The sequence below is a fragment of the Hoeflea sp. AS60 genome (assembly GCF_038900115.1).
In the GTDB taxonomy this organism is placed as follows: Bacteria; Pseudomonadota; Alphaproteobacteria; order Rhizobiales; family Rhizobiaceae; genus Hoeflea.
Genome location: NZ_JBBMQP010000001.1, coordinates 1922037 through 1947505, shown reverse-complemented (window position 1 = coordinate 1947505; position 25469 = coordinate 1922037). Strand labels below are relative to the sequence as shown.

23 protein-coding genes and 4 pseudogenes are annotated in these 25469 nt (G+C 58.6%); 9 read left to right on the top strand and 18 right to left on the bottom strand.

What is annotated here, in order from left to right; genetic code table 11:
* Positions 1 to 8: 8 nt before the first annotated feature.
* The 14 genes and pseudogenes from WNZ14_RS09010 to WNZ14_RS08945 all read right to left on the bottom strand — a co-directional run bounded on the left by WNZ14_RS09010 (position 9) and on the right by WNZ14_RS08945 (position 13897).
* The gene (locus WNZ14_RS09010; RefSeq protein WP_342868227.1) at positions 9 to 2084 is read right to left on the bottom strand and encodes a hydantoinase/oxoprolinase family protein; all 2076 of its coding nucleotides are present in this window, start codon (positions 2082 to 2084) and stop codon (positions 9 to 11) included.
* Positions 2084 to 2584, bottom strand: a complete 501-nt coding sequence (locus WNZ14_RS09005) for a GAF domain-containing protein (protein WP_342868226.1) — start codon at positions 2582 to 2584, stop codon at positions 2084 to 2086. Before WNZ14_RS09005 ends, WNZ14_RS09010 begins: the two co-directional genes overlap by 1 nt.
* Positions 2581 to 3399 carry an ATP-binding cassette domain-containing protein gene (locus WNZ14_RS09000; RefSeq protein WP_342868225.1) on the bottom strand — a complete coding sequence of 273 codons (819 nt, stop codon included), beginning with the start codon at positions 3397 to 3399 and terminating at the stop codon, positions 2581 to 2583. The genes WNZ14_RS09005 and WNZ14_RS09000 overlap by 4 nt, the downstream gene beginning before the upstream one ends.
* Complete coding sequence (locus WNZ14_RS08995) at positions 3396 to 4274, bottom strand: ABC transporter ATP-binding protein (RefSeq protein WP_342868224.1); 879 nt, start codon at positions 4272 to 4274, stop codon at positions 3396 to 3398. The genes WNZ14_RS09000 and WNZ14_RS08995 overlap by 4 nt, the downstream gene beginning before the upstream one ends.
* On the bottom strand, positions 4271 to 5104 hold the full coding sequence (locus tag WNZ14_RS08990) for an ABC transporter permease (protein WP_342868223.1): 834 nt from the start codon (positions 5102 to 5104) through the stop codon (positions 4271 to 4273). The genes WNZ14_RS08995 and WNZ14_RS08990 overlap by 4 nt, the downstream gene beginning before the upstream one ends.
* Positions 5101 to 6126 (bottom strand): ABC transporter permease, encoded by a 1026-nt coding sequence (locus WNZ14_RS08985; protein ID WP_342868222.1) that lies wholly within the window; start codon positions 6124 to 6126, stop codon positions 5101 to 5103. The genes WNZ14_RS08990 and WNZ14_RS08985 overlap by 4 nt, the downstream gene beginning before the upstream one ends.
* 69 nt (positions 6127 to 6195) lie before the next feature.
* Complete coding sequence (locus tag WNZ14_RS08980) at positions 6196 to 7791, bottom strand: ABC transporter substrate-binding protein (protein ID WP_342868221.1); 1596 nt, start codon at positions 7789 to 7791, stop codon at positions 6196 to 6198.
* Between the two features lie 27 nt (positions 7792 to 7818).
* On the bottom strand, positions 7819 to 8475 hold the full coding sequence (locus WNZ14_RS08975) for a cupin domain-containing protein (protein WP_342868220.1): 657 nt from the start codon (positions 8473 to 8475) through the stop codon (positions 7819 to 7821).
* A 140-nt stretch (positions 8476 to 8615) separates the two neighbouring features.
* Positions 8616 to 8966: pseudogene (locus WNZ14_RS08970) on the bottom strand (DDE-type integrase/transposase/recombinase); the annotation flags it as partial.
* A 127-nt stretch (positions 8967 to 9093) separates the two neighbouring features.
* Positions 9094 to 10347 (bottom strand): ABC transporter substrate-binding protein, encoded by a 1254-nt coding sequence (locus WNZ14_RS08965; RefSeq protein WP_342868219.1) that lies wholly within the window; start codon positions 10345 to 10347, stop codon positions 9094 to 9096.
* A 70-nt stretch (positions 10348 to 10417) separates the two neighbouring features.
* Positions 10418 to 11245, bottom strand: a complete 828-nt coding sequence (locus WNZ14_RS08960; protein WP_342868218.1) for a carbohydrate ABC transporter permease — start codon at positions 11243 to 11245, stop codon at positions 10418 to 10420.
* Positions 11242 to 12141, bottom strand: a complete 900-nt coding sequence (locus tag WNZ14_RS08955) for a sugar ABC transporter permease (RefSeq protein WP_342868217.1) — start codon at positions 12139 to 12141, stop codon at positions 11242 to 11244. Before WNZ14_RS08955 ends, WNZ14_RS08960 begins: the two co-directional genes overlap by 4 nt.
* Positions 12138 to 13208 (bottom strand): ABC transporter ATP-binding protein, encoded by a 1071-nt coding sequence (locus WNZ14_RS08950; RefSeq protein ID WP_342868216.1) that lies wholly within the window; start codon positions 13206 to 13208, stop codon positions 12138 to 12140. The genes WNZ14_RS08955 and WNZ14_RS08950 overlap by 4 nt, the downstream gene beginning before the upstream one ends.
* Before the next feature lie 59 nt (positions 13209 to 13267).
* Positions 13268 to 13897, bottom strand: a complete 630-nt coding sequence (locus WNZ14_RS08945) for a TIGR00725 family protein (RefSeq protein ID WP_342868215.1) — start codon at positions 13895 to 13897, stop codon at positions 13268 to 13270.
* A gap of 75 nt (positions 13898 to 13972) precedes the next feature.
* Between WNZ14_RS08945 and WNZ14_RS08940 the strand changes: the two genes are divergently transcribed.
* Complete coding sequence (locus WNZ14_RS08940; RefSeq protein ID WP_342868214.1) at positions 13973 to 14701, top strand: DeoR/GlpR family DNA-binding transcription regulator; 729 nt, start codon at positions 13973 to 13975, stop codon at positions 14699 to 14701.
* Between the two features lie 187 nt (positions 14702 to 14888).
* On the opposite strand, the gene WNZ14_RS08935 is transcribed toward WNZ14_RS08940, so the two are convergent.
* Positions 14889 to 15404: a DDE-type integrase/transposase/recombinase gene (locus tag WNZ14_RS08935; RefSeq protein ID WP_342868213.1), complete on the bottom strand. Its 516-nt coding sequence runs from the start codon at positions 15402 to 15404 to the stop codon at positions 14889 to 14891.
* 310 nt (positions 15405 to 15714) lie between these two features.
* Here WNZ14_RS08935 and WNZ14_RS08930 point away from each other — a divergent pair, with 310 nt between their 5' ends.
* Complete coding sequence (locus tag WNZ14_RS08930; protein WP_342868212.1) at positions 15715 to 16563, top strand: GNAT family N-acetyltransferase; 849 nt, start codon at positions 15715 to 15717, stop codon at positions 16561 to 16563.
* A gap of 144 nt (positions 16564 to 16707) precedes the next feature.
* On the opposite strand, the pseudogene WNZ14_RS08925 reads toward WNZ14_RS08930, so the two are convergent.
* Positions 16708 to 16880: pseudogene (locus WNZ14_RS08925) on the bottom strand (IS6 family transposase); the annotation flags it as partial.
* Positions 16881 to 16937: 57 nt separating this feature from the next.
* Positions 16938 to 17084, bottom strand: a pseudogene (locus tag WNZ14_RS08920) (IS6 family transposase); the annotation flags it as partial.
* A 61-nt stretch (positions 17085 to 17145) separates the two neighbouring features.
* Here WNZ14_RS08920 and WNZ14_RS08915 point away from each other — a divergent pair.
* Positions 17146 to 18313 (top strand): annotated as a pseudogene (locus tag WNZ14_RS08915) (IS3 family transposase).
* Here WNZ14_RS08915 and WNZ14_RS08910 read toward each other — a convergent pair.
* Positions 18310 to 19074 carry a hypothetical protein gene (locus tag WNZ14_RS08910; protein ID WP_342868211.1) on the bottom strand — a complete coding sequence of 255 codons (765 nt, stop codon included), beginning with the start codon at positions 19072 to 19074 and terminating at the stop codon, positions 18310 to 18312. The pseudogene WNZ14_RS08915 and the gene WNZ14_RS08910 sit on opposite strands and share 4 nt — an antisense overlap.
* A gap of 644 nt (positions 19075 to 19718) precedes the next feature.
* On the opposite strand from WNZ14_RS08910, the gene WNZ14_RS08905 reads away from it, so the two are divergent.
* The 6 genes from WNZ14_RS08905 to WNZ14_RS08880 all read left to right on the top strand — a co-directional run bounded on the left by WNZ14_RS08905 (position 19719) and on the right by WNZ14_RS08880 (position 25463).
* Positions 19719 to 20618, top strand: a complete 900-nt coding sequence (locus tag WNZ14_RS08905) for a LysR family transcriptional regulator (RefSeq protein WP_342868210.1) — start codon at positions 19719 to 19721, stop codon at positions 20616 to 20618.
* Between the two features lie 103 nt (positions 20619 to 20721).
* The gene (gene speB, locus WNZ14_RS08900; protein ID WP_342868209.1) at positions 20722 to 21717 is read left to right on the top strand and encodes an agmatinase; all 996 of its coding nucleotides are present in this window, start codon (positions 20722 to 20724) and stop codon (positions 21715 to 21717) included.
* Position 21718: 1 nt separating this feature from the next.
* Positions 21719 to 22762, top strand: a complete 1044-nt coding sequence (locus WNZ14_RS08895) for an extracellular solute-binding protein (protein WP_342868208.1) — start codon at positions 21719 to 21721, stop codon at positions 22760 to 22762.
* A gap of 39 nt (positions 22763 to 22801) precedes the next feature.
* Positions 22802 to 23653 (top strand): ABC transporter permease, encoded by an 852-nt coding sequence (locus WNZ14_RS08890; protein ID WP_342868554.1) that lies wholly within the window; start codon positions 22802 to 22804, stop codon positions 23651 to 23653.
* A complete protein-coding gene (locus WNZ14_RS08885; RefSeq protein WP_342868207.1) occupies positions 23650 to 24435 on the top strand; it encodes an ABC transporter permease in 786 nt (261 codons plus the stop codon). The genes WNZ14_RS08890 and WNZ14_RS08885 overlap by 4 nt, the downstream gene beginning before the upstream one ends.
* Positions 24432 to 25463 carry an ABC transporter ATP-binding protein gene (locus WNZ14_RS08880; protein WP_342868206.1) on the top strand — a complete coding sequence of 344 codons (1032 nt, stop codon included), beginning with the start codon at positions 24432 to 24434 and terminating at the stop codon, positions 25461 to 25463. Before WNZ14_RS08885 ends, WNZ14_RS08880 begins: the two co-directional genes overlap by 4 nt.
* The last annotated feature ends 6 nt before the right edge of the window (positions 25464 to 25469 follow it).

Genomic DNA, 25469 nt, shown 5'->3' with positions numbered 1-25469 from the left:
TTCCCTTCTTAATCGGCGAGCGTGATGATGATGTTGTCATAGGTGTCCACGGCGACGCAGTTGCCCGGGTGCACAACGATTGTTGTGCCGGAATCCTCGATGATCGCCGGGCCATCCAGTTCCATGCCGGGTGCAAGCTTTTCGCCGTCGTAGATTTGCGCAAGATGACGACCCTCGGTGGCATAATCCACTTCGCGTTCGCCCTTTCTGGCAGCACCGGCATCCGCGGTCCCAAGTGGCTTGGCCTCCATGGTCAGCTTGCCGACTTCGGCAGACGCCACCAGATGGATGCCGACCAGTTCGACCGGGGCATCCAGCCTGTAGGTGTATTCGCGCTCGTAGGTCTCGTGGAACGATGCCTCGATGGCGGCGATGCGCTCGGCCGTGACTTCCCCCTCCTCTAGCAGCACCTCGGTCGTGTGTTCCTGGTTCTGGTAGCGGAACTTGCCAAAGCGAAGGAACTTGACCTTGCCGGCATCAACGCCCTCGGCCTCGAACTGGCTCTGGGCCAGCGCTTCTGTCTCGGCGAACAACTGCTCGATGGGCTGGGCGCTGTCCGCTTTCAAGTCAGCCAGGCTGGTCACGAAGAAATCGCGGCGCAGGTCCGACATCATCATGCCCCAGGCGGAGAACACTGCAGCGCCAGCCGGCACAACAACCTTTTTCACACCCAGTTCCTGGGCCAGTGCCACGGCATGCATCGCGCCGCCGCCGCCAAAGGCAACAAGCGTAAAGTCACGCGGATCAAAGCCACGATTGAGCGAGACCAGCTTCAGCGCGTTGACCATGTTGTTGTTGGCGATGCGCACGATCCCGCGCGCGGCCTCGTCGGTATCAACGCCGAGCTTTTCACCGACAGCCCGGATGGAGGCATGTGCGGCTGCCATATCTGCCTCGACGGAGCCGCCACAGAAATAGTCCTTGTTGATGCGGCCGAGCCAGAGGTTGGCGTCGGTGGTTGTGGCCTCCGTCCCGCCACGCCCGTAGGCGGCAGGCCCTGGAGACGCACCCGCCGATTGCGGCCCGACATGCAGCTTGGCGTAGTCGTCAACCCAGGCGATGGAGCCGCCGCCATTGCCGATCTCGACCAGATCCACGACCGGCACCATGATCGGATAGCCGGCCGAGGTGCGGTCACGCTCGATCCAGTAGTCGGTCATGATCTTGACCTGACCGTCTTCGATCAGCGAGCACTTGGCTGTCGTGCCACCGATATCCAGCGCGAGAACATTGTTCTCGCCAACCATCTTGCCAAGTTCTGCAGCGCCCCAGAAACCGGATGCAGGCCCCGATTCTACCATGGTGATGGGAACGCGAGCCACGGCATCAAGGGAATCGACGCCACAATTGGACTGCATGATATATGGGCTGCCCTTGAAGCCGCGTGATTTGAGACCCGCATCGAGACGCTTCAAATAGCGTTCGGCAACCGGCTGCACATAGGCCGAGAGGACTGCAGTGTTGGTGCGTTCATACTCGCGCCACTCGCGGGTGATCTGGTGCGAGGACACCGTTGCGACCTCCGGCCACAGCTTCTCGACCTCGGCCTGCACAGCCATTTCGTGGGCCGGGTTGGCGTAGGAATGAAGGAAGCAGATGGCCACAGCTTCCACGCCGTCAGCCTTGAATTCATCAAGGATCGCCGCCAGCGATGCCAAATCCAGTTTTTCCCGCTCGATACCCTTGTAGGTCATGCGTCCGGGAAGTTCGCGGCGCAGGTAGCGCGGCACAAATGGAGGTGGCTTGCGGTAATGCAGGTTGAAGAAGTCCGGCCGGTTGCCACGGGCGATTTCCAGCGTATCGCGAAATCCCTCGGTGGTGATGAGCCCGACCTTGACGCCCTTGCGTTCGGTCAGCGCATTGATGACGACAGTTGTGCCATGAGCCAGAAAGTCGACAGTCGCTGGATCGACGCCACCTTTTTCCAGCACATTGAGCACGCCCTTTTCAAAATCGGGCGGTGTGGTGTCGGACTTCGCGGTGTGGATGGTGGATTTGCCGGTCGTCAGATCGGTCTCGAAGCAGACCAGATCAGTGAAGGTGCCGCCAACATCGGTTGCAACGCGGATGGTCTTGTTCCCCATTATAGGACACTCCTGGATGATGTGATTTGGTTGAGCAGGAAGGCCGCCGCGCCGGGCAGCTTGAGGGCATTGGAAGCTGCCACGCGCTCGGGCGTGTAAAAACCGGCCTCGTGCAGACAATTGATGGTGCCGCAAACCCTGCCGTTGATGATCACAGGTACATTGATCACCGACTCGCAGCCGAGGGATGCAATCAGCTCGTAGTCCGGGAAGACTTCCGCGATCGCGTCAATGTCATTGGCAACAAAGGTCTTGTGTCCGTCCAGCACATGCCCGGTCCACCAGGTCTCGTTGACCGGCTTGGTTCCCAGTTCGGGATAGGCTTCCGGCATATTTGAAAAACTGCGGCTCGCCTCGCGTGTCTCGGCATCGAACGACATCATGGTGAAGAGCTTCACGCCGACGGTTTGTTCGGCAAATGCGCACAATGCCTCGAATGTGGTCCGTGGCTGGTTTGTCGGGTCGGCCAATGCCGTTGAAAAATGATCGAATTGGTTCATTCATTTGTCTCCTCAAGGCCCGCTGCCAGAGAATTGCGCAGCGCGGCTTCTTCATCGGTCACCACCGGAACAGCGCTTATCAAGCGGCGCGTGTAGGGGTGAGTCGGGTTGGTGAATAGGGTTTGTGTGTCGCCCAGCTCAACCATGCGGCCTTTCTCGAAAACCGCGATGCGGGTGGCGATGTTGCGCACCACTGAAAGGTCATGAGTAATAAACACAAAGGTGAGGTCGCGCGTCTCGCGCAACTGGTTGAGCAGTTTGAGAACGCGGGCCTGGACCAGGACATCGAGCGCGGAGGTCGGCTCGTCCAACACCACGACCTGCGACTGGCAGGCGAGAGCCCTGGCGATTGCCACACGCTGGCGCTGACCGCCGGAAAGGGCGGCAGGCGCACGCCTGGCGAAATTTGCCGGCAGGCCCACCTCTTCCAGAAGCGCGCCAACCCGGTCTGCCCGCTCGCCCTTCGCACCAATATCATGCACATCAAGCGCCAGCCGCAGAGATGCGCCGATAGATCGCTTGGGATTGAGCGAAGACAGCGGGTTTTGCTGAACAAGCTGGATGGCGCGTCGGTGCTCAAGCTGACGGCGCGTTGGCAGCACCGTACCATTCAGGCGGATCTCGCCCGATGTCGGCGGATAGATGCCAAGGATCATGTTGGCGATGGTGCTCTTTCCTGACCCGGACTCGCCGACGATGGCCAGGCATTCGCCCTTGGTGACACCAAAGGAAATCGACTGCGCGGCATGCACCTCATCGGCGCCGGTGCCGAAGGTCTTGGACACGTTTTCGAGCTCGAGGATAGGTGTGGTCATGACTGGCCCCCGTCCTGATGGATTTCAAGCGGCGCGGCAAAATCCGGTGAATCTTCGTCGATATCGGGAATACCGCCGCCGGTCAGGCGCGGGACTGCCGCCATCAGCGCGCGGGTATAGGGGTGGCGCGGGGCTTCGAACACGGCGCGCGTTGGCCCCTGCTCGACGATGCGTCCCTTGTAGATGACGTAGACACGGTCGGCGAACTCGCGCACCACGCCGAGATTATGCGAGATGAACAACACTGCAGTGTGGTGCTCTTCCACCAGCTTGCGCATCAGATGCAGGGTCTGCGCCTGCACTGTCACGTCAAGCGCGGTTCCCGGCTCGTCGGCAATCAGCAGCGCCGGTTCATTGGCCAGCGCCATGGCGATCATGACGCGCTGGTTCAGCCCTCCCGACAGCTGAAACGGAAAGGCGTTGAGAACGCGGTCTGCGTCGCGCACCGAGACTTCGGCAAGAATGGCGGCAGCGCGGCTCAAGGCATCCGCCCGGGTGATCTTCGCATCGCCACGGCGCAACACATCATGGAATTGCTCGCCGATCCGGAACACCGGGTTGAGCGACGAGGTGGGATCCTGGAAGATCATCGACATCGCCTTGCCGCGCAGCGCATGGCGTTCACGCCGGGGCATCTGGTCAAGCTCACGCCCTTCGAAACGGACGCTGCCGCTGATCTTGGCCGTGCGCAGCTCCTGCAACAGCCCCAGAACAATGCGGGCGGTGACCGACTTGCCGGAGCCGGATTCGCCGACGAGCGCCACGCGTTCGCCCGGGTTGACCGACAGCGATATTCCATGGAGCACCTGGGTAAAGCCGGTATATCCCTTGAAGCCGAGTTCGAGGTCCTGGATATCGAGAGTTGGCGTGCTCATTGCTCTGCTCCCAGAATGTCGCGCAGCGCGTCACCAATCAGGTTGAAGCCGAAGACGGCGACCAGGATGGCAAGGCCTGGAAAGATTGTCAGCCACCAGCTGTCGGGCAGGTATTTCGCGCCATCGGCAACCATCGAGCCAAGGTCAGGCGTCGGCGGCTGGACACCCAGTCCGAGAAACGACAGCGAGGAGGCAATGAGGATGACGAAGCCCATATCCAGCGTCATCTTGGTGACGATCGCCGGCACGCAGTTGGGCAGGATTTCACGAAAGATGATATGCGCTCTGGATGCGCCGATCACTTCGGCTGCCAGCACATAGCCCTCTTCCTTTTCACCCCGCGTGATGTTGTAGACGAGGCGCGTGTACCAGGGCCACCACATGGCGGTGACAGCCAGCATTCCGTTGGCAAGCGTCGGCTTCAGAACACCCATGATCGCCATCGCCAGCACCAGGGGCGGCACTGACAGGAACACGTCTGTCATGCGCATGAGCAAATATTCGGTGCGGCCGCCCAGATATCCCGCCACCAGGCCGATGGTGACGCCGATCGGGACTGCGATTGCCAGCACGACGACACCGAGGATCAGGGAAATCCGGTAGGCATAAAGGATCCGGCTGAACAGATCGCGCCCGACCAGATCGGTGCCGAAGATATAGGGCCACTCGGGCGCCTTGTTGAAATTTGCGAAATCCACCACTGCACCACTGTGTTCGGGAAACGGCGCGATGAAATCGGCAAAGACGGCCGAGAAAACCACGACGAATACCAGGATCAGGCCCAGCAGGGAGAGAGGATTTGCGGTCAGAATGGCAAAGGTGCGTTTCATGCCGGCCTCTGGGAGTAGCGAATGCGTGGATTGAGCAGCGCGATCAGCAGATCAACGATGATGTTGACCAGCAGGAAGGTCGCCGAGATGATCAGCACGGTCCCGACAATCGCGTTGAGATCCTTGCGCAGGATCACCGCCACGCCGTAGCGCGACAGCCCCGGCCAGGCGAAGATCGCCTCGACCAGAAACGCGTTGCCGAGCATGGCTGCGAAATCCAGGCCGATGATGGTCAGCGACGGGATGAGCGACGGGCGGAACGCATAATGATTGGCGATGCGGCGGGCGGGAAAGCCGTATGATTGGGCCATTTCGATGTAGGGCTTGTCGTAGGTTTCCACCATGTTGGCGCGTGTCAGACGTGCAGCCTGGCCGATGCCCGACAAGGCCAGCGCGAAGGCCGGCAACACGACATGCCAGGCGGCGTTGCCGAAGGCGCGCACATCGCCATGGATCAGGGTGTCGACGAGCAGGAACCCGGACACTGGGGCGATGGCATAGCTGTCGGAAATGCGCCCCGCGATGGGGAACAGCGGCAGGTAAAACGCAAACAGCAACATCAGGATCACCGCCCAGACGAAGCTTGGTGCGGAGACGCCCAGCAGGGAGACCAACCGGATCAGGTTGTCTGCCGCGCGTCCACGCCAGCGCGCCGACCATATGCCGAGCGGAAGGCCGATGCCCACCATCATGATACCGGCAACAAGCACGAGTTCCAGGGTTGCGGGAAGGTATTGCGCGATATCGGCCGTGACCGGCCGGTTGGTGTAAAGCGAGATACCGAGATCGCCGCGGGCAACGTCAGCGATGAAGTAGCCGTATTGCACGACGATATTGTCATCAAGATGCAGCTCCGCTCGCAGGTTGGCGATCTGCTCCTGGGTGGCGTTCGGCCCAAGCGCAATGCGCGCGGGATCGCCGGGGATGATCCGGGCAATGGCGAATATCAGCATGGACACGCCGATGAGAACAATCAGCGACGTTACCAGCCGCTTCGCGAGAAGGCGGGCCAGAGGTTTCATGGTCGTTTGCTCCATCTGGCCGGAACAGCCGGTCCGAAGACAGGCTGTTCCGGCCGCCTTGGGAGGTTGTTAGTCAGCCACTTCCATCAGACGGAAGGTGAAGCCCATACCGTCGAGACCGAAGGCCTTTGAGGGATCGGAAAGCGCCGGCACCTTGACGCGATCACTGGCGGCAAACACCGCCTGGCGATCATAGCCATAGATGGTCGGGGCGATCTCCATCAGCCGGGCGTTCAGCGCGGAATAGGCTTCCTCGCGTCCTTCCGGCGTCGTGGCGGTGCGTCCGGCATCGAGCTGCTTGTCGACCTCGGCGTCGTTGAGATATTCCGGCGACTGCCATGTGCCGGCTGCCGAAGAGTGATACATGCCGTAAAGCAGCGTATCGGGATCGCCTGTCACGGCATTGACGAACAGCTGCGACATATGAGGGGTGTTTTCCGGCTTGGAAACCTGCTCGGCAAACAGCGCCCATGGCATTTTCCTGATTTCCGATTTGACGCCGAGTTCGGCGTAGTTCGCCTGCATCAGCAGCGCGAAACGCTCTTCGAGCGGCACTTCGGCAATCCAGGAGATTTCAAGAGTGAAATCCTCGGGCTTGTATTTGCACGCGGCCAGATGCTGCTTGGCGGCGTCGAGATCGCGCTTGAGAACCTGATCGGCCGGATTTGCGCCAAACATGCCGACCGGAATTGCACCAGTGGACGGCGCGCCCTGCGACACCGTGTCGGTAACGGCAATCATCTTGATCGCCGCGCCGTAATCAAATGCTTCTGAAAATGCCAGGCGGCAGTTCACATCATCCATCGGTGGCTTGGTGGTGTTCATCTTGACGTAGAATGCGCCGGTTCCGCTTTCCGTCAGCAGCTGTGCGCCGCCGCCTGCCAAGGCCTTGATGACTTCGGGCGGCAGCCACTGCGAGGCGATGTCGTGTTCGCCCTGCGCGATCAGCGTGCGAACGGTTGCCGCTTCCAGGCCGTAGCGAAGCCGTGCGGTGTCGGGTGCGGGGTCGGGAATGCCGAGGAAATAATCCGGGTTCTTCTCCATGACCGTTTCTTCCTGCGGATTGTGCGAGACAATCTTGTAGGCGCCGGTTCCCGCGCTGTGGGCGGTCAGATAGGCTGTCCCCCAGTCCTTCATCTCACCTTCGCCTTCGCCGAGGTTTTCCATCACGACTTTCTTGTCGACAATCGGGAGGCGCACCAGCGAGGCGACGAAGGGAGCATAGGTGGTCTTCAGGGTGAACTTCACCGTGGTGGGGTCGATTGCTTCGGCCTTATCCACATTGGCGAAGAGATAGGAAAGGCCCTTGCCCACTGCCTTCATCCGGTCGAGTGAAAAGACAACGTCTTCAGCCGTCATCGTGTTGCCGGAAACGAATTTGACATCGTCACGCAGCTTGAATGTGAAGGTGGTGCCATCGCCTTCCCAGCTCTTGGCCAGGTGCGGCGCATGACCGGGTCCGCCCTGGATGGGCAGAACAAGGGTGTCGTAGATATTGAACATCAGGATCGAGTCGGCATAGTCCGAGGCGATGGCCGGATCAATCTCGCCAACGGCAACCTCGTCAAGCCGCAGCACGCCGCCGGCCAGCGCGCCCAGTGTTGTTGTCGCGAGCATCGTGGATGCCAAAGCCGCGACTGCCAGTGATTTCAATGGTGCAACCATTTTTCATTCCTCTCTGTTTTCAAACCTTCAAGGTTCATTATTTGCTGCTGGGTGTCCTGCCCGGTTTCCGGGCTCTTGGTCTTGACGCGGATTGTCCCCGAACACATCCATCGTGCAGACATGCAGGATGGTGACCGGCTCGGTCGTGTGGTTCCATGACGAGTGCCGCCGCGTGGAGGCGAAGTGGATCGAGTCCCCGGCTTCCAGCACGGTTGTCTCGTTCTCGACTTCGATCGTTATTGCCCCTTGCAGAACAAAGAACATTTCTTCGCCGACATGCTGGATTGGCTCCGAGCGATAGCCCGGCGGCTCATGCACGATGACGGAATTGAGGACGCTGTCGGGAAACGTGGTCGAAAGGCGCTCATAGCTCAGCGCAGCCTTGTCGACGGCATAGACCGGTCGTTCGTCATGACGGGTGTAGGCCGAGCTGCCCTCGGGCTGTGCCAGAAAATTGGTGACATGCGAGCGGAGAACGCCGGCAATGGAAGCGAGAGACGACAGCGAAGGCACGGTCAGGCCGCGTTCGACCTGCGAGATGAATCCCACCGACAGGCCGGCGCCGTCGGCAACGTCCTTGAGCGTGAGTGACAATTCACGGCGCCGCGCCCGCAATCTCTTGCCCAAAGGATCGTCAGCCTTGTCGCTATCAGCGATCTCTGCCGTGCCTGTCTGTTTGTTCACCAACACGTTCCCTTTTTTAGTATTGGTAAAATTTAGAAACATTTCTCGTTCATCGTCAAGCGATTTTTACAAATACTAAAATTTGGGGTGCTGTTGCAAACCATAATTATGGCTACGCAGGGACGCTTCGATGCTGGCTATCAAGCGGCCAGGATTTCGAATTGGTCAGAGATTGAGGGGCACGGATTATAGGCAAACCTCGCCTGTCGCTTGCGTATCATGTGAACCATTTCGATGCCGTCGAGTATGAACCGGGCACTTGTAATCGACTTGAAGCCGGGCATGGAGCGGGTCCGGCGCTTGATGCGCCGATGGTCCTGCTCTATCCGGTTATTGAGATACTTGCTCTTGCAGATGCGAATTGGTTTTGATGAACGTCGCGACGTGTCGCGGAGCCGGGCTTCAAGATCGCAGGAAACAATTGCCTCATAATTTGTCTGGCTGCCGTCGATGGTGATGCGATCCGGGCGGCCATGGCGCGCAAACGCCTTTCGCCCGGATCTGCACCATCAGCATCGCTCCGAGCGAGAATTCACTGCATTCGCCGCGACTGGTAAGATCACGCAGATAACCGCCGGCGGGTGGCGGGAGCCATTGCCCGCCGGCGTATAGTGGCCGTTACTTCATGCCGAGCAGATCACGAAGCGTCTCGGCGAGGTCCTTGATGGTTGCCTCGGTGTCAGCGCCTTCGGTGACTTCAACCAGTGAAGCGGCGATCAGATCAGTCGCTGCCACGCCTTCTGCACCGGGATAGGCGTACCAGGGGCCCGCATGGTTGGCGACCTGGGTGTGGGCAACGCGGGCGTTTGGATTGTTCGCGTAGAAGTCGCCCAGATAGGCCTCGTCCTCGATGACCCTGGCGTTGGCAGGCGCATAGCCGGTATTCTCCACGATGATCTTTTGCCCTTCTGGACCGGTCACGAAGGCCATGTAGTCCCATGCTGCCTGCTGCTTGGCTTCATCATCAGTCAGCATGACGATGGCAGAGCCACCGGTCGGAAAATAGACCTTGGATGTGTCTTCAGAAGCGATCGGAAGCGGCTTGACCGTCAGCTCGAACTTGTCGCCAGCGCCTTCTGTAAACCGCGTCTGCAGCGATGAACTTTCGAACATGATGCCGAGTGTTCCCGCGGGGAAGGTTTGGCGAGCATCGTTTTCAGAGTAGGATTTCATTCCGGCTTCCTTGGCAAAGCGCTGATACATCCCCGCCGCCGCGATACCTTCCGGGCTGTCGAAGGTGATGTCGCTTTCGTCGTCGTTCATTGGACGCCCGCCATGAGAGCCCAGCAGCGATTGGAAGCGCCAGTCGTGGCGACCGATCCAGACACCATCGGTTGCCCCGTCAAGCGCGTTGATTTTCGAAGCCAGTTCGATCACACCGTCGAAAGTCTTGGGGAACTCGTCCATCGAGCCGCCGGCTTTCTCGACCAGAACCGGGTTTACATACATGACCAGCGTCGAAGCCGAAGTGGCCAGCGCATATTGTGTGTCCTCAAACCGGCCCAGCGACAGCAGCGCTGGCGTGTAGCCCTGCGCAAGCGGATCATCTCCAAGGAAGCCGTCAAGCGGTTGGGCAAGGCCGCGATCTTCCAGAACCCGCCACAGATTGAGACCGACATAGGCCACATCCGGTGTGGTGCCGGCCACGGACTCGCGCAGCAGGCGCTGAACACCATCTTCATAGCCTTCAGCCGGCCCGTCGATGGTGATCTTGACGTCTGGATGCTTCTCCATGAAGGCGTCGGCCAGCGTCTGCTGGGTGTCGGCCCAGATCGTCGGGATCGCGTAATGAACCCGAATTTCTGTTTCCTGCGCCTGCAGGCCGGTCACGCCGGCCAAGGCGAAGACGGATGCGAATAGAGTTCTTTTCATGTCGTTTCACTCCTGATGTGGTGGAAGGCTTTGGCCCGGTTAAACCCGGGCACGTTCTGGAACTGGTGGCTCATCCCTTGAGGCCTCCGGCGGCGATGCCCTGGATGAACTTGCGCTGTGCCAGCAGGAAGGCGAGCACCAGCGGCGCGGTTACGATCACGGCAGCAGCCATCAATGGACCAACATTGTCGCCGGATTCCTTGTCACGAAAATAAAGGATGCCGCGTGGCGGCGTCGCCAGATCCGGATCGGTGGTGGCGATCAGCGGCCAGAACAGGTCATTCCAGTGCGCAGTGACGGAAAAAATCGCAAAGGCCGTGGCAGCCGGCAATGCCAGCGGAAAGGCAATGCGCCAGACGATCGCAGTCTCACTCAAACCATCCACACGCGCTGCATCGAACAGGTCAGCAGGAAGCTGGGCAAAGAACTGCCGAAAAAGGAAGATGCCAAAGGCTGTCTGGATGAAGGGCAGGATCAGCGCCCACATCGAGTTGAGGATGCCGATCTGGGCAAAGCCAAGAAAGATCGGGATTGCCGTCACGTGGAACGGCACCAGAAGCGCTGCAACAACCAGACCGAAGAGCAGTCCCCGTCCTGCGAATCTTCGATGCGCGAGCGCGTAGGCGCATGGCACTGCAAACAGGATCTGGAAAAACAGGATGCCGATCACCATGACCAGCCCGTTCCACAAAAACAGCGGAATGTCGGTCTGCGTCAGCGCGAAGGTAAAATTGCTCCATTCGATGCGCGACGGCAGCAGATCGATTGTCGTCGTAAAAATCTCGTCGCGCGGCTTGAACGCCAGCGACAGCATCCAGATGAACGGAAGGAGGATGAACGCGGCGCCCGCCATCAACAGGGTGAGCGATGCAATGCGGGTGTGGAATGCATGTGTCATCGGTAATGCACCCTCTTTTCGACCAGCCGGAACTGGACCAGTGCCAGAGCAAGCAGGAAGGCGAAGAACACCATGGTGATGGCGCTGGCATAGCCGGCCTTGAAGTAGACAAAGCCTTCCCGGTAGAGCGCATAGACCAGCGTATCCGACGCAAAAGCAGGACCGCCCTTGGTCATTGAGGCCACGGTTTCAAACACGCGGAATGCATTGGTTGCGGTGACGACCATGACGAACAGGGTCGTGGGTCCAAGCATCGGCCAGGTGACCGTCCAGAAGCGGGACCAGACGCCGCCTGCCCCGTCAACCTCGGCAGCGTCATAGAGCTCTGACGGAATCGCCGCGAGACCGGCCAGAAACAGCACCATGTTGTAGCCGATGCTCTGCCAGATGCCGATCATGGCAAGTGTGTAGAGCACCAGTCCGCGGTCGCTGAGCCAGTTCGGAGTCGGCAGTCCGGCCGAGAACAGCGCCTGGTTCACGATGCCCAGCGATGGGTGCAACACCATCTGCCACGCCACCGACATTGCAACCAGCGTCGCAGCAACAGGCAGGAAATAGATCGTCTTCATCACATTGGACATACGCGGGGCCCACTGCGTCATCTGGTGCAGACCGATCGCAACAAGCAGACCCAACCCAACTGAAAACGGGATCACGATCGCCACGTAAATCAACGTGTTGGTAACCGCACGCCGGCCGATGCTCGAGGAAAACAGCTTGATGTAATTGTCCAGGCCGCTCCAGTTGAAACTCGCTGCACCAAACTGATAATCGGTAAAGGACAGCACCGCGACGATGGCGACTGGCACAAAGATGAAAACAACCAGGGCCAGGGTCGCCGGCCCGACGAGCCAGAGATCGGTCAGGGCCTGACGTTTTTCGAGCGACAGTCTCATGCCGCTTTCTCCTGGCGAATACCTGTCGCCGGATCGAACATGTGCAACCTGTCTTGCGCATAACCGAGGCGGATCTCGCTGCCTGGAGCGGGAACCGCAAAGTCGCTCGCTGCAATGGCCCGAATTTCCGTTCCCCTGGCGCTGCGCAGGCTGAGAACGATCTCGGAGCCGAGATATTCGGCCGATTCCAGTCGCAGCAGCAGGGCACCGGTGTCGGCAGGAGAGAGATCCTCGGGCCGCAGGCCGACAATGGTATTGCCCGCTTCGATCCCGTCACCCGGCTCAAGCAGGTTGATCGCATTGTGGCCGATAAAGGCCGCGACGTCACGGTTTGCCGGACGCTCATAGAGGTCACGGGGAGACCCCGCCTGGGCGACCCTGCCATCTATCATGACGACGATCTGGTCGGCCATGGCCATAGCCTCGGTCTGATCATGCGTCACATATATGAAGGCCTTTCCGGTTCTGCGGTGCAAGGCACTGATCTCGGTGCGCATGCGCACCCGCAGCCGGGCGTCGAGGTTGGACAGTGGCTCGTCGAGGAGAAACAGCGAAGGATCGCGCACCAGGGCGCGGCCCAGGGCAACACGCTGTTTCTGGCCTCCCGATAGCTGACCGGGTTTTCGGTCCAGGAGCTCGTTGAGCCCCAGCACTTCGGCAGCTTCACCGACCTTGGTGCGGATGGTCCGGCGCGCTTCGGCAACGCCGGGAACCAAGGAACCAAGCAGCGGTATCCGGCCAAGCGGCGAGAGATGCCGCATGGTCAGCGGCAGAGTGATGTTCTGAGCCACGGTGAGATGCGGGTAAAGCGCATAAGACTGGAACACCATGGCCACATTGCGCTCATATGCACTTTGCCGGCTCACATCGGAACCGCCGAGAAGCACATCGCCGGATGTAGGCCGGTCGAGGCCAGCCATGATGCGCAGGCTGGTCGACTTGCCGCACCCCGAAGCGCCGAGCAGTGCGGTGAAGCTGCCCTGCTCGATCTTGATCGACACGCTGTTCAGCACGGTCTTCTGACCAAAACGGCGCGTCACATCGCGCAACTCGAGTATTGTCGTCATGTGTGTGCTGGCTCCCCCAATGTGAGATATATTACATCTATCAAGCGTATGTGTAAAGTTTATGACATTCGCGCGCTCGCCATCAGATGCGACGCCAACCGCTCGATCGCGTCCTCCGGATCGCTGGCACGCTCGGTGCCCTCGACATCCGGCGCATCTCCCAGAACGATGACCGGCTTGGAGAAATGCAACCCATAGGCAATCTCGCTCAAGGTGCCGTAAGAGCCGCCGATTGCCACCAGGACGGCACAGGATTTGGCGATGATCATGTTGCGGGCCTCACTGAGCCCGGTGGCGATCGGAAGCATGATGTCATCATTGGCCTCGCGCCAGTCATGGCCGGGGAGCATGCCCACCGTGAGGCCGCCGGACGTCCGGCACCCCTTTGCTGCAGCTGCCATGACGCCTGTGCGTCCGCCGCAGATCATAGTCAGGCCAAGCGCGCCTATTCCAGCACCGACCTGTTCTGCCAGCGCCAGTTTGTCCTCGCCGCATTCGCGCGGACCGATGACACCGACCGGGATCCGGCGGGCGGCGCTGCCGGCCAGATGCGCAACAGCCTGCCGGGCGGTCGCTTCGGGCGAACCGTCAGGGGCGGTGCCGGGTTGCCAGGACCAGCTCCACGGATCCAGACGACCGTCAGGGCCGTAGACGAAGTCCTCTGCAAGATGGTAGATTGATTGGGTCATTTTGTGTCTCGCCTTTTTGCCACATCTCCGATAATGTAAGTTTTCTTACATTACAGCGGGCAACGCAACAAGCACATGAACAAGGACGCTCAACGAGCCCAACTCAACACACGGCAGAGCGAGATCCTGTCTCGCACGGAAGCCTCGGGCTTTGTGACGATCGAAGGGCTGGCTGAAGAGTTTGGCGTGTCTGCACAGACAGTGCGGCGGGATATCATCCTGCTCTCGGAAGCCGGATTGCTGCAACGTTTCCATGGCGGAGCCGGCGTTATCGGCAGTACCGAGACCCTGCGGCTTGATCACCAGCACAAACGCAACATGGCGGTTGACGAAAAGCAGCGTGTCGCCGAGGCTGCTGTGGCCCTGCTGCCTGACGGGGCGAGCATATTCTTCGACGTCGGCACCACGAGCGAGATCACCGCAAGCGCGCTGAACCGGCGTCCGGGTTTTCGCATCTTCACCAATTCAATGCGGGTAGCACTTGCCCTCGACCCTGCACACCATGACGTTAACGTGCTTGGCCGCAAGGTCGAAGGCCGTGACGGCTCGCTGGTCGGCGAGGAGATCATGCTCTCGCTGGCTGCCCTGCGTGTGGATTTCGCCCTCATCGGTTGCTCTGCAGTCGACAAGGATGGCCGGGTGATGGATTTCGACTTGTCGAAGATCGCCGTCAAGAAAGCCGCAATGGCTGCAGCCAGACAGAAATTCCTCATCGCTGCGCCCAGCAAGTTCGGTCGCAGCGCGCTCTCGGCTTTCGCCGACATTTCCGATTTTGATGCTGTCATCGACGGCCAGTCGTCCTGAACGCGCACGTTCGCGCCACTTCAGCAAATGCAAGCCGGCAAATCCGGACACCGGCGACTCTCTTCACCTAACGGGGGCGATGTCACGGTAACGGGTTGTGAGGGTCCGCGGGGATAGGCGCACATGAATGAACGGCTCTGTTGCAAATTTTGGATATGGCCGAGAAAGAGCCGTTTCGGATATGCGGTCAGAAGGCATCAGCCAGAGCTTGGAATTGCTCAGCAAGCGATGGACTTGGGTTGTAGGAATATCTGCCTTGTCGCTTGCGCATCATTTGCACCATCTCGATACCGGCAAGCGTTATTGTCGCGCTTGAAAATGCCTTGAAGCCGAGCATCGGCCTGACACGCCGCTTGATCCGACGGTGATCCTGCTCGATGCGATTATTCAGGTATTGGCTTTGCCGGATACGGATCGGCTTAGTATGAATATATCGCCTTTCCTGAAGCCGGCGGATCATATCGCAGGAAATGATGGTTTCCCTGTTGGTCTGGCTGCCGTTCACCGCCCGTTTTCTGCGATTGAAGCGGTCCAAAATCAAAGGCGAGAAGTGCACTACCCAGCGATGGATCGTCGGATGATCCACACGTATGCCTCGCTCGGTCATCATTTCCTTCAAGTCGCGAAGGCTCAAGCCGTAAGCCAGATACCAGCGAACGCAAAGCAAGATGATCAACTGGTCGAAATGGCGGCCTTTGAACATTGTCATCTCCGAAAATATCGAGAGATGATTATCGGTTGCCAGTTAGCGAAGAGTTTGCAACAGATCCGTAAATACACGTATGAACAAAAAGCGTCAGATGCGTTGGTCGCCGATCGGCGCTCACCGGGTGTTGCAGGTGCGAGCAGTGGTTGCTGACGGGCGGCTCAAACGGGCTAAGCTGGCCCTCGCGGCTTGACCCAAACCTTTTCCCGCTCCCAAAACTGTTGCAATGCGGGAAAGATGCGTAAATGTTCCCGATGTTAATGAGGGCCAGAAGCCTTGTCTCCCATGTGACGGATAGCGAAAGCATATGAGCAACACTGACAGCGAAATTTCGCTGGTGAAATTGGATGATCGGCATCTGGAGGGCGCGCTGAAGCTCTCGCAGGAGTTTAACTGGCCCTATAGGCTGGAGGATTGGGCGTTTGCTGCGCAGGTTGGCGAAGGCTTTGTTCTTGAGCGGGACAGAGTGGTTCTCGGTACCGCTTTGTGGTGGTGCTATGGAGAACATTACGCCTCAGCGGGCATGATTATTGTGACATCCAATGCGCAAGGCGGCGGTAATGGATCGCGGCTTTTCAATGCCCTGCTGGATGCGACCAAAGGTCGGGCCGTCTTGCTGAACTCGACAGAAGAGGGCCTACCTCTCTATCGCCGTCGCGGCTTTGAGCCCTGGGGGATGGTCTTGCAGCAGCAAGGCATCTTGGAGACGCCGCCCAAGTTCGCATCGTTTGACACTGTTCAACCAGCGGTCATTGCGGATTTAGAGGCCATACTAAGAATTGATGAACGTGCAATCGGCATGCCGCGCCAGCGGCTCATTGCCGCCCTCACGGCCATTGGCGATTGCGTTGTCATTAGGCGCGACGGTGCAATAACTGGATTTTCCATCTTGAGGCGATTTGGACGCGGCTATGTTGTCGGTCCGGTCGCTGCGGAGAATTTAGACGATGCAAAATGCCTGATTTGCGCACATCTTGCCAAGCTTGGCGGACAATTCGTTCGTATCGACGTTTACGCCCAAGACGGATTAAGTGATTGGCTTCAATCACTTGGTTTAATATCGGTCGGTGAGGCAGTGTCGATGGTAAATCGCAAACGTCCAAACGCCGCTGGCCCAGCCCATATGTTCGCGGTCTCGAACCAATCATTCAGTTAATAGGAATACGACGTAATGAGCATGGACAGTGCAGCGATTATTGCTGTGTTGCGCGGCGGGGCGGAGAAATTTGGCGAAACCAGCAAGTTTGAGGGTTTTGTCGCAAACCGTAACTCTGGTCGCGATATGCCGCTTCCATGCCGACTATAAAGCGGCCAGGATTTCGAATTGCTCAGCTATTGAGGGACCCGGATTACAGGCAAACCTCGCCTGTGCTTGCGCCTCATATGAACCATTTCAATGCTGTCGATTATGACCCGGGCACTTGCAATCGACTTGAAGCCAAGCATGGAGCGGACCCGGCGCTTGATGCGCCGAAGGGGTAGCGTCGCTTTAATCGAGTCTGGGGTGAAAGGAAGCCTTTGACACAGCCTTTAGACCTCGATCGACATGGCGATCCCCCGCCAGGCTGTGATGGCATCGGCGCGAAGTTGGTGATGATCGGTTGCCGTAAGTTGTTTTCGATGAAGGTGGAAGAGATTGCCGATCTGACCGTGGGTTAAGACGAAACGCTGACATTGGCGCTGAGCCTCCCCCTTTGAAGTGGTCCACCCCTATATTTAGGAAAACGGAGGACCAGAGATGGCGATTAAGAGACCGAAGCCCGAAGAGATTGTTGTGAAGTTGCGGCAGGTTGAAGTTCTGATGGGGCAAGGCATGCCCCGGATAGATGCGATCCGTCAGACCGGCGTGACTGAACAAACCTATTATCGCTGGAAGAAGAAGTACGGCGGAATGGGCACAGAACAACTCAAGGAACTGAAGCGGCTCCAGAAAGAGAACGAGCGTCTTCGTCGGGCTGTGTCGGACCTGACGCTGGACAAGCTGATCCTGTCAGAGGCCGCACGGGGAAACTTCTCAGCCCTTCGCGTCGGCGTGCCTGCATCGACCTCGTTCGCAGCAAGATGATGGTTTCGGAGCGACGTGTTTGTCGCGTTCTGGGCCAGCACCGATCCACGCAGAGAGGTTTGCCGCAAGGTCGCGCTGACGAAGAACGCCTGGTCGCTGACATGATCGAGCTGACACGCCAGTACGGCCGATATGGCTACCGCCGGGTTGCAGCTTTGTTGAGGGACGCAGGCTGGCTGATCAACGACAAGCGTGTTGAACGTCTATGGCGACGCGAGGGGCTTAAAGTGCCAATGAAACAACCCAAAAAGGGGCGGCTCTGGATGAACCCCTCTCTTGGTTGTGCTTCGCAAACCACTGCCGGGCAGTGGATGGATCATGTGTCCGGCTTCGTCCCGAGTATCGCAATCACGTCTGGTCATACGACTTCGTGCATCATCGAACAGACGATGGCAGGGCATTCAGGACATTGAATATCCTGGACGAGCATAGCCGCGAGTGCCTTGCGATCCGCGTGAAGCGAAAGCTGAACTCGACTGAGGTCATTGATGCTTTGACGGACCTGTTCATCCTCCGTGGTGTACCAGCCTATATCCGATCAGATAATGGCCCTGAGTTCATTGCTGAGGCCGTCAGAGACTGGATCAAAGCCGTTGGGGCCAAGACGGCATACATCGAGCCTGGATCGCCCTGGGAGAATGGATACTGCGAGAGTTTCAATGGGAGGATGCGGGATGAATTACTGAACGGTGAAGTCTTCTATTCGTTACGCGAGGCCCAGATAATCATCGAAAGCTGGAGGACCCACTACAACACCAAACGACCCCACAGTGCTCTGGGCTACCGCCCACCTGCGCCAGAGGCCATCGTCCCGATGGACCAAAGGCCAACCATGCACTAACTTTCAACATGGACCAATGAAGTGGGGCTGCTCATGGTTTCGATCATCTCCTTCATTCGCTCAAACAAGACGACATCGAAGTCCTTGAACGAATGCGGCAGGTTTTTTCTATCCGCAAAAAACGGGCTCTTGGAGATGCCAATGCCGGTTATCGGAGGACGGAAGTCACGCGCCGAAATCGAGTTTTGGAGAACGTCGAGCACGTATCCGTCATTCAGAAGGCGTACTATCTCGACGCCATCAAAGGCCGCACCTTTCCTGGAATCGAGCCCGACGGCATGAAGATGCCCAGCGCGCAGCTTGAATTCCATTTCTCGTTGTATGTGAGCGCCAATACGCAGGGTCACGTTCCGAAGAGCGTAATAGCTTTCCTTTGACCACCGACCATGATTGATCTTGTCTTCTGTTGGGGTGCCAACAAGCCTTTCGAACGGGTGAACATGGTCTGCATGTCCACGAATCCATTGCCGCTTCCACCCTGGTAGTGTGTTTGCAAACCAGGGCGCGACTTGCTGCGGGGTTTGTTCCAATCCGATGCGTGCTCCGTCTAAGTCAATTTGCACATCGAGTTTGCTGAACCAGTTGGGGATGGCGCATTCAATCTGTTGCCTCGGCAAGAACGGTTTGTCTGGGCAAAAATGCGCCAAACTACTCATGACCCAATCTCTCAAGGCCATCTCACAATTCGGCTCTTCCGGAAACAATATCTCCCAATGAACCTTCCACGCTTGAAACAGCGTAAGTCCAATTTGCGCGGCCATTGGCTTGATCTCCGGGTCATTTGATTTCGAACATGCTCATTAAGAGCCGAACCCGGCAGTTATCGGCAAGGCCAATTCTCTGCCAGCCAAATGTGCTTCCCTGCTCATTCCTTGCAGCCTCGAAAATAGTCCCTGCTCGATGTTTAGGGAATATTTCGTACATCCCATCGATATTGCGCGACGAATTCCGACGAATAATGACTCTTTGGGGTCCATGTTCCTCATATTTCCTGCAAATTCCCTGAATGCAGGGAAATTGTTCAGAGACTGGTTCGCTGAAGACTGAATCCACAGCCAGCCACCTACCGCATTTCCGGACTGACCGTTTTCGTCGCATATTTTGGCAGTGGCCCCTTCGTCACTTAGCTTGAGTTCTGGGGACAATTGGCATGTTGGGCTGCGCCCCTGAAGCGCCTACATATATCTAAATTCAGCTATCTCTTCTTGTCGGCATTATGGCAACAGGGTGCCCAAGAATCTGGGTTTTGTTGACCGCGGTGTCCACCGGTTTCTCCATGCTCAGATTCGCATGGTAATCATAATGTCTATTCGATATCGCCTATGGCTTTCTCCGAACGATTTTGCAAAATGGGCGCTGGTGAAACCCGGAAGCGTCCAATTTTCTCAATGCTCGAGCGCGCGTCATGAAACTTTCCCGGACCGATCTGACCGCGTTGCGGGTTTTTGATGCAGTGGCGCGCAACCGAGGCTTTGCACAGGCGCAAGTGGAGACCGGGCTTAGCCTGTCCTCGATATCCAATCATGTCGCAGCGCTGGAAGAACGGCTCGGAGTAAGGCTTTGCGATCGCGGCCGGTCAGGGTTCATGCTCACCCAGAAGGGGCAATATGTTCTGGATGCGGCGCACACCCTGTTCACCTCGATGGACGAGTTCACAGGCGCCATGGACAATCTGCGCGATCAGCTGGTTGGTAACTTGAGGATCGGCATTGTCGATGCGATCTCCACCGATCCGGTGATGCGCCTGCCCGATGCACTGGCGCGGTTCAAATCGAGCGCCGCCGCCGTCACCATCGAAATTTTCGAGGACACACCGAATGTATTGCAGGAGCGGGTACGGACCGGCGATCTGCATCTGGGCATCGGCAGCTTCGCCTTCAAAACCGGTGGCGTCCGTTACTCGCCGCTTTACAGCGAAACTCATGGCGTCTTTTGCTCGGACCTGCATCCGCTCTATGGCCGCGCCGCGGCGGATATTTCGCCCGATGAGGTGCGCAACTGGCCGGTGGTCAGCCGCGGTTACTGGCGCGACGACATCCTGGTGCAGCTCGGCTTCAGTAATGTCACGGCGACGAGTTACCAGATCGAGCCGCAGCTGATCCTGATCCTCTCCGGCCGTTATCTGGGCTTCCTGCCCAATCACTATGCAGAACAATGGACAAAAACCGGACGATTGCGTCAGATCTGCCCTGACGAGCTTCATTACGCCTGCGAGTTTGACCTGATCCAGCGGCAGTCAGCCCCCAGATCCCGGGTGGTTGCGCGCTTTGCAGCTGAGGTTCTGGCGGCTCATGATGCCGGCTAGGATACGTTTGGGTTTTCAAAACTGAACTTGAGAACTTAAGGCTCCCAGAGTCTGCCGTTGCCTGATTTGATATCGGCATGTGAATGCAGGGGACCGGACGGACGTGAGCAAAACCTTCAATCAACCGCTTGGCGGAAATGAAATGCCACGGTTTGGCGGACCGTCGACCATGATGCGGCTGCCGACGGCGGACAGTTGCGATGGCCTTGACGCCTGTTTCATCGGCATACCGATGGATATCGGCGCCTCCAACCGGCCCGGCACACGATTTGGACCACGGCAGATCCGCGCCGAAAGTGCGATGATCCGCCCCTACAACATGGCCACGGGTGCTGCACCTTTCGATTGCATCCAGGTGGCCGATATCGGCGATGTGGCGATCAACACGTTCAATCTCAAAGCCTCGGTAGACATCATCACGGCCCGTTATGCAGAGATCTTCGCCACCGGATGCATTCCGCTGACGCTCGGCGGTGACCACACCATTGCCTGGCCGATCCTGAAAGCGGCGAGTGGACATCATGGCCCGGTGGCGCTTATCCATGTCGACGCCCATGCCGACATCAATGACGATATGTTCGGCGAAAAGATCGCCCATGGCACGCCGTTCCGCCGGGCACATGAGGCCGGCGCCTTGATTAATGACAAGGTGTTCCAGATCGGCCTGCGCGGTTCGGGCTATTCAGCCGATGATTTCAACTGGTCGCGCGATCAGGGATTCACCGTGGTGCCCGCAGAGCATTGCTGGCAACGCTCGCTCACACCACTGATGGATGTGGTGCGCGAACGCATCGGCGACGCGCCGGTCTATCTCACCTTCGACATCGACAGCCTCGATCCGGGCATAGCTCCCGGAACAGGCACCCAGGAGATGGGCGGGCTCACCTCCATCCAGGCGCTGGAGATCGTGCGCGGTTGCGCCGGGCTCAACCTGATCGGCTGCGACCTGGTCGAGGTGTCACCGCCCTATGATCCGAGCGGAACAACAGCGTTGCTCGCATCAAACCTTCTCTATGAAATGCTCTGCGTGCTGCCGAAAGTGGACAGCCATCGCAGGGAAAACGCCCCGAACGATCCCTTGCATGAAAGGATATTCTGACATGAAGACACTGAAGTCGTCCGTATCAATCGTGGCTATGACGCTGCTCGGCATCGTTGGCGCCAATGCCCAGGAAATCAATGCACTGGTGTGGTGTGACCACACCGACCCGGCGTTCCTTGAGCCATTCACAGAATCCACCGGCATCAAGGTCAACATCCGCGAATACGAGGGCACCGGTACGGCGCTTGCGCTACTCGAACAGTCAAACCCAGGCGATTGGGACGTCTTCGTGGTGGACACCACCGACGTAAAGCGCGTCGCCGAACGCGGCATTCTGGCGCCGCTCGATCCGGCTGACTTCCCGCTTGGCGATGTGTTTCCCGAAGTCCAGCTCAGCGACTACCACCAGATCGATGGCGTGACCTACGCGGTGCCGGAAAAGTTCGGCTACAACGCCATTGCCTTTGATTCCAGCAAGGTCAGTCTCGAGAAGGCGCGCGACATCGAAACGCTGTTCAGCACTGATCAGAAGGGCAATCTGATCATCTATGATTACTATCTTCCGGTGATTTCGCAGCTGGCGCTGACCATTGGCAAGAAGCCATCAGAGTTGACGATAGAAGACCTCCCGGCTATCGGCGAAAAGCTTGAGGCGATCCGCGCCAACGCAGCTTTGATCGGCGATGTCGTGACTTCGCAGACAGCGCTCGCCACCGGCCAGGCCGGCATTCTTGTCGGCGGCGGTGAATATGCGGTGGCAGGGCTTCAGGCCGAGCAGCCCAATCTCGACTGGGTGCTGCCCGATATCGGCGGTATCCGCTGGCAGCAGGCCGTTGGCGTCATGGCAGGCTCCGAGAAGAAGGACGACGCCAAGAAGTTCGTCCAGTACATTCTCTCGCCCGAAGGTCAGGCGCGGCTTGCCACCTCGTCTTGCTATTGGGGCATGCCTGCCAACTCGAAGGCAAGCCTGACCGACGAGCAGAAGACCCGCCTGCGCTGGGACGAACAACCTGCCTTCCTTGCCAATTCCTATCCCTATTATTCGCCGACCGAGGAAATGGACCAGGCGATGCAGGACCTCTGGGCCGAGAAGATTCAGTAGTCCTTGATGGCAAACACGGTCACCGTATCTCCGGAGACAATGGCGGCGCGGCGGGAGCGCAGGCAAGGCCTGTTTCTCGTCGCGCCGGCGGCAATCTGGACCCTGGCGTTCTTCCTCATCCCGACCCTTTCGATCTTCTGGCTGTCACTGTTCAAGAAGACCGGCGGCCGGGTCGGCGACGAGATGACGCTTGCCAATTACGAGCGCTTTCTCTCTCAGGGATATTTCCGGGAATCGCTGTTCAATTCGCTTGAGCTGACGGCAATCGTCGCGGTGCTGTCGATCCTGCTCGCCTATCCGTTGGCCGCGACAATCGCCTTCCGCGTCGCCCCCCGCTACAAGCGGCTGTGCCTGATGCTGGCCGTGCTGCCGTTCTGGACGTCTTACGTGGTGCGATCCTACGCCTGGCTTCTGGTGCTGGCGCCCAATGGCGTGGTCAACAGGACGCTGCTTGCGACAGGACTGTTGTCCGAGCCGCTGACGCTTTCCTTCACGCAAGGCGCAACGGTACTCGGCTTCGTGCATTTTTTCACCATGCTCGGCACGCTGACGATTTACGCCAGCCTTGCTCGGATCAATCCCAAACTCATTCTGGCCGCACGTGATCTGGGCGCCAGCCAGTGGCAGACCTTCTGGCGGGTGATCTTTCCGCTCTCGATTCCCGGCGTCGCAGCCGGTGTATTCCTCGTGGTGGTGATCACCATCGGCGATTACGTGACGCCGCAGATCCTGGGTGGCAACAACCAGCTTGTGCTGCCGCAAACCATCATCATGCAGATCCAGCGCCGCGCCGATATTCCGATGGCGGCAGCGCTTTCGGTCATCATGATGGTCGTGGTCGGTCTCGCCTATCTCGCCATGGCGCGCAAGCTGACGGCGGAACGAGCATGACCGGCAAACTGGCATCGACTGCAATCACTGTCGCCATTATCCTTGTGGCCTTGGTGTTCATCTATCTACCGGTGGGCACGCTGGTGCTGTTCTCGCTGCATGACGGGCGGGTGCCGGTGCCGCCATTCCAGGGCCCGACGCTCGAATGGTATGGCCGCATTCTCGACAATCCGCGGATCATGTCGGCGACCGTCAGTTCGGTGATCGTTGGTCTGGTTTCATCGCTCGTCTCGGTGGCGTTGGCCTTGCTCGCCGGCTGGGGCCTTGCCCGTCACCGGGTACCAGGGCGAAAACTGGTCGAAGCACTTCTGATGATGCCGCTTGCGGTCTCCTACCTGATCGTCGGTGTCGGTCTGATGGTGAGTTTTTCCGACTACATCCCGAAGTCGGTCGGGTTCGTGCTGATCGGCCATGTGGTGCTCAACCTGCCACTGGCCTTCGCCATTCTCTACGTGCAGTTCGACACAGCCCAGGCGCGCCTCGAGGCCGCCGCACGTGATCTCGGCGCATCCGAAGCCCAGGTGTTTTTCCGGGTAACACTGCCATCACTGAGGATCCCGATCATTGCAGCCTTCGCGCTGTGTTTCACCTTTTCCTGGGACGAGTTCATCGTCGCCTTCCTCCTGTCAGGCTTCGACCCTACCCTGCCGGTGGTGATCTGGGGGCTGTTGCGCACCGGGCTTGATCCGCAAACCAATGCCGCCGGAACGCTCGTCTTCCTCGTTTCGATCTGCTTCGCGCTGGTCGTCGAGCTGTTCCTGTTGAGAAAGAAACCCGAATGACCAAGACCGCAAACCTGTCGCTCAAGGCGCTCTCAAAGCGGTTCGGGGAAACCATGGCGGTACGCGATCTCTCGCTGGACATTCCGGCGTCGAGCTATGTGGTGCTTCTGGGCCCGTCCGGTTCGGGCAAGACAACGCTTCTGTCGATGCTCGGTGGCTTCACCGCGCCCACTTCCGGCCAGATTTTTCTCGATGATGACGACATCACCCTGATGCAGCCGGCGCAGCGGCCGACAGCGACGGTGTTTCAGGACTATGCCCTGTTTCCGCATCTCAGCGTCGGCGACAATGTCGCTTTCGGCCTGAGCGTGCGCAAGGTCGCAAAGGCCGAGGCCGCCCGCCGCGTGGCCGAAGCGCTGGACATGGTTGGGCTCAAGGGCTTTGAAAAACGCAAGATCTCGGAAGCCTCCGGCGGCCAGCGCCAGCGAATCGCGCTTGCCCGTGCGCTGGTGATCGATCCGGCGATCCTGCTGCTTGATGAACCGCTGGGTGCGCTCGATCTCAATCTTCGCCGCCAGATGCAGGATGAGCTTCGCGCGCTTCAGAAGCGCGAGCGCCGGACCTTCGTTCATGTCACCCACGATCAGGAAGAAGCCATGGCGATCGCCGACACGATCGTCATCATGAAGGATGGCGTCATCGAGGATGCTGGTCCTCCGCAGGACGTCTATTCCCATCCCCGCAGCCGGTTTTCGGCGCAATTCATGGGTGAAAGCAATATTCTCGATGCTGACATTTCGGAGGGAATGGCCGAAACCGCTCTTGGCCGCTTTCCTGTGGTGGGCAAGGGAACCGCAGCTGTGGCGATCCGTCCTGAAAATTTCACGGTAACCCCGGGAGAAGGAGCAGTCTCTCTGGGAATGGCGGCTCTGGAAGAAGTTGTATTTCAGGGCAGTTTTGTCAGACTGTCTGCCAGGATCGGAAATGTAGAGATCAGGCTTCGGGTTCCACCCGCGGATATCTCCGGTTCCGGCCAACAGGTTGAAGTCTTCCTCAAGCGTGGCGGTGCAGCCGCTCTACAATCCTAGGAGAAT

Excerpts from the sequence above, each read along its gene's own strand:
- WNZ14_RS08950 (WP_342868216.1), bottom strand. The coding sequence starts at position 13,208 with ATGACGACAATACTCGAGTTGCGCGATGTGACGCGCCGTTTTGGTCAG.
- WNZ14_RS08965 (WP_342868219.1), bottom strand. The coding sequence starts at position 10,347 with ATGAAAAGAACTCTATTCGCATCCGTCTTCGCCTTGGCCGGCGTGACC.
- WNZ14_RS08995 (WP_342868224.1), bottom strand. The coding sequence starts at position 4,274 with ATGAGCACGCCAACTCTCGATATCCAGGACCTCGAACTCGGCTTCAAG.
- WNZ14_RS08940 (WP_342868214.1), top strand. The coding sequence starts at position 13,973 with ATGAACAAGGACGCTCAACGAGCCCAACTCAACACACGGCAGAGCGAG.
- WNZ14_RS08890 (WP_342868554.1), top strand. The coding sequence starts at position 22,802 with ATGGCGGCGCGGCGGGAGCGCAGGCAAGGCCTGTTTCTCGTCGCGCCG.
- WNZ14_RS08905 (WP_342868210.1), top strand. The coding sequence starts at position 19,719 with ATGAAACTTTCCCGGACCGATCTGACCGCGTTGCGGGTTTTTGATGCA.
- WNZ14_RS08880 (WP_342868206.1), top strand. The coding sequence starts at position 24,432 with ATGACCAAGACCGCAAACCTGTCGCTCAAGGCGCTCTCAAAGCGGTTC.
- WNZ14_RS08885 (WP_342868207.1), top strand. The coding sequence starts at position 23,650 with ATGACCGGCAAACTGGCATCGACTGCAATCACTGTCGCCATTATCCTT.
- WNZ14_RS09010 (WP_342868227.1), bottom strand. The coding sequence starts at position 2,084 with ATGGGGAACAAGACCATCCGCGTTGCAACCGATGTTGGCGGCACCTTC.
- WNZ14_RS09005 (WP_342868226.1), bottom strand. The coding sequence starts at position 2,584 with ATGAACCAATTCGATCATTTTTCAACGGCATTGGCCGACCCGACAAAC.
- WNZ14_RS08935 (WP_342868213.1), bottom strand. The coding sequence starts at position 15,404 with ATGTTCAAAGGCCGCCATTTCGACCAGTTGATCATCTTGCTTTGCGTT.
- WNZ14_RS08910 (WP_342868211.1), bottom strand. The coding sequence starts at position 19,074 with ATGGCCGCGCAAATTGGACTTACGCTGTTTCAAGCGTGGAAGGTTCAT.
- WNZ14_RS08990 (WP_342868223.1), bottom strand. The coding sequence starts at position 5,104 with ATGAAACGCACCTTTGCCATTCTGACCGCAAATCCTCTCTCCCTGCTG.
- WNZ14_RS08945 (WP_342868215.1), bottom strand. The coding sequence starts at position 13,897 with ATGACCCAATCAATCTACCATCTTGCAGAGGACTTCGTCTACGGCCCT.
- WNZ14_RS08985 (WP_342868222.1), bottom strand. The coding sequence starts at position 6,126 with ATGAAACCTCTGGCCCGCCTTCTCGCGAAGCGGCTGGTAACGTCGCTG.
- WNZ14_RS09000 (WP_342868225.1), bottom strand. The coding sequence starts at position 3,399 with ATGACCACACCTATCCTCGAGCTCGAAAACGTGTCCAAGACCTTCGGC.
- WNZ14_RS08980 (WP_342868221.1), bottom strand. The coding sequence starts at position 7,791 with ATGGTTGCACCATTGAAATCACTGGCAGTCGCGGCTTTGGCATCCACG.
- WNZ14_RS08930 (WP_342868212.1), top strand. The coding sequence starts at position 15,715 with ATGAGCAACACTGACAGCGAAATTTCGCTGGTGAAATTGGATGATCGG.
- WNZ14_RS08960 (WP_342868218.1), bottom strand. The coding sequence starts at position 11,245 with ATGACACATGCATTCCACACCCGCATTGCATCGCTCACCCTGTTGATG.
- WNZ14_RS08895 (WP_342868208.1), top strand. The coding sequence starts at position 21,719 with ATGAAGACACTGAAGTCGTCCGTATCAATCGTGGCTATGACGCTGCTC.
- WNZ14_RS08955 (WP_342868217.1), bottom strand. The coding sequence starts at position 12,141 with ATGAGACTGTCGCTCGAAAAACGTCAGGCCCTGACCGATCTCTGGCTC.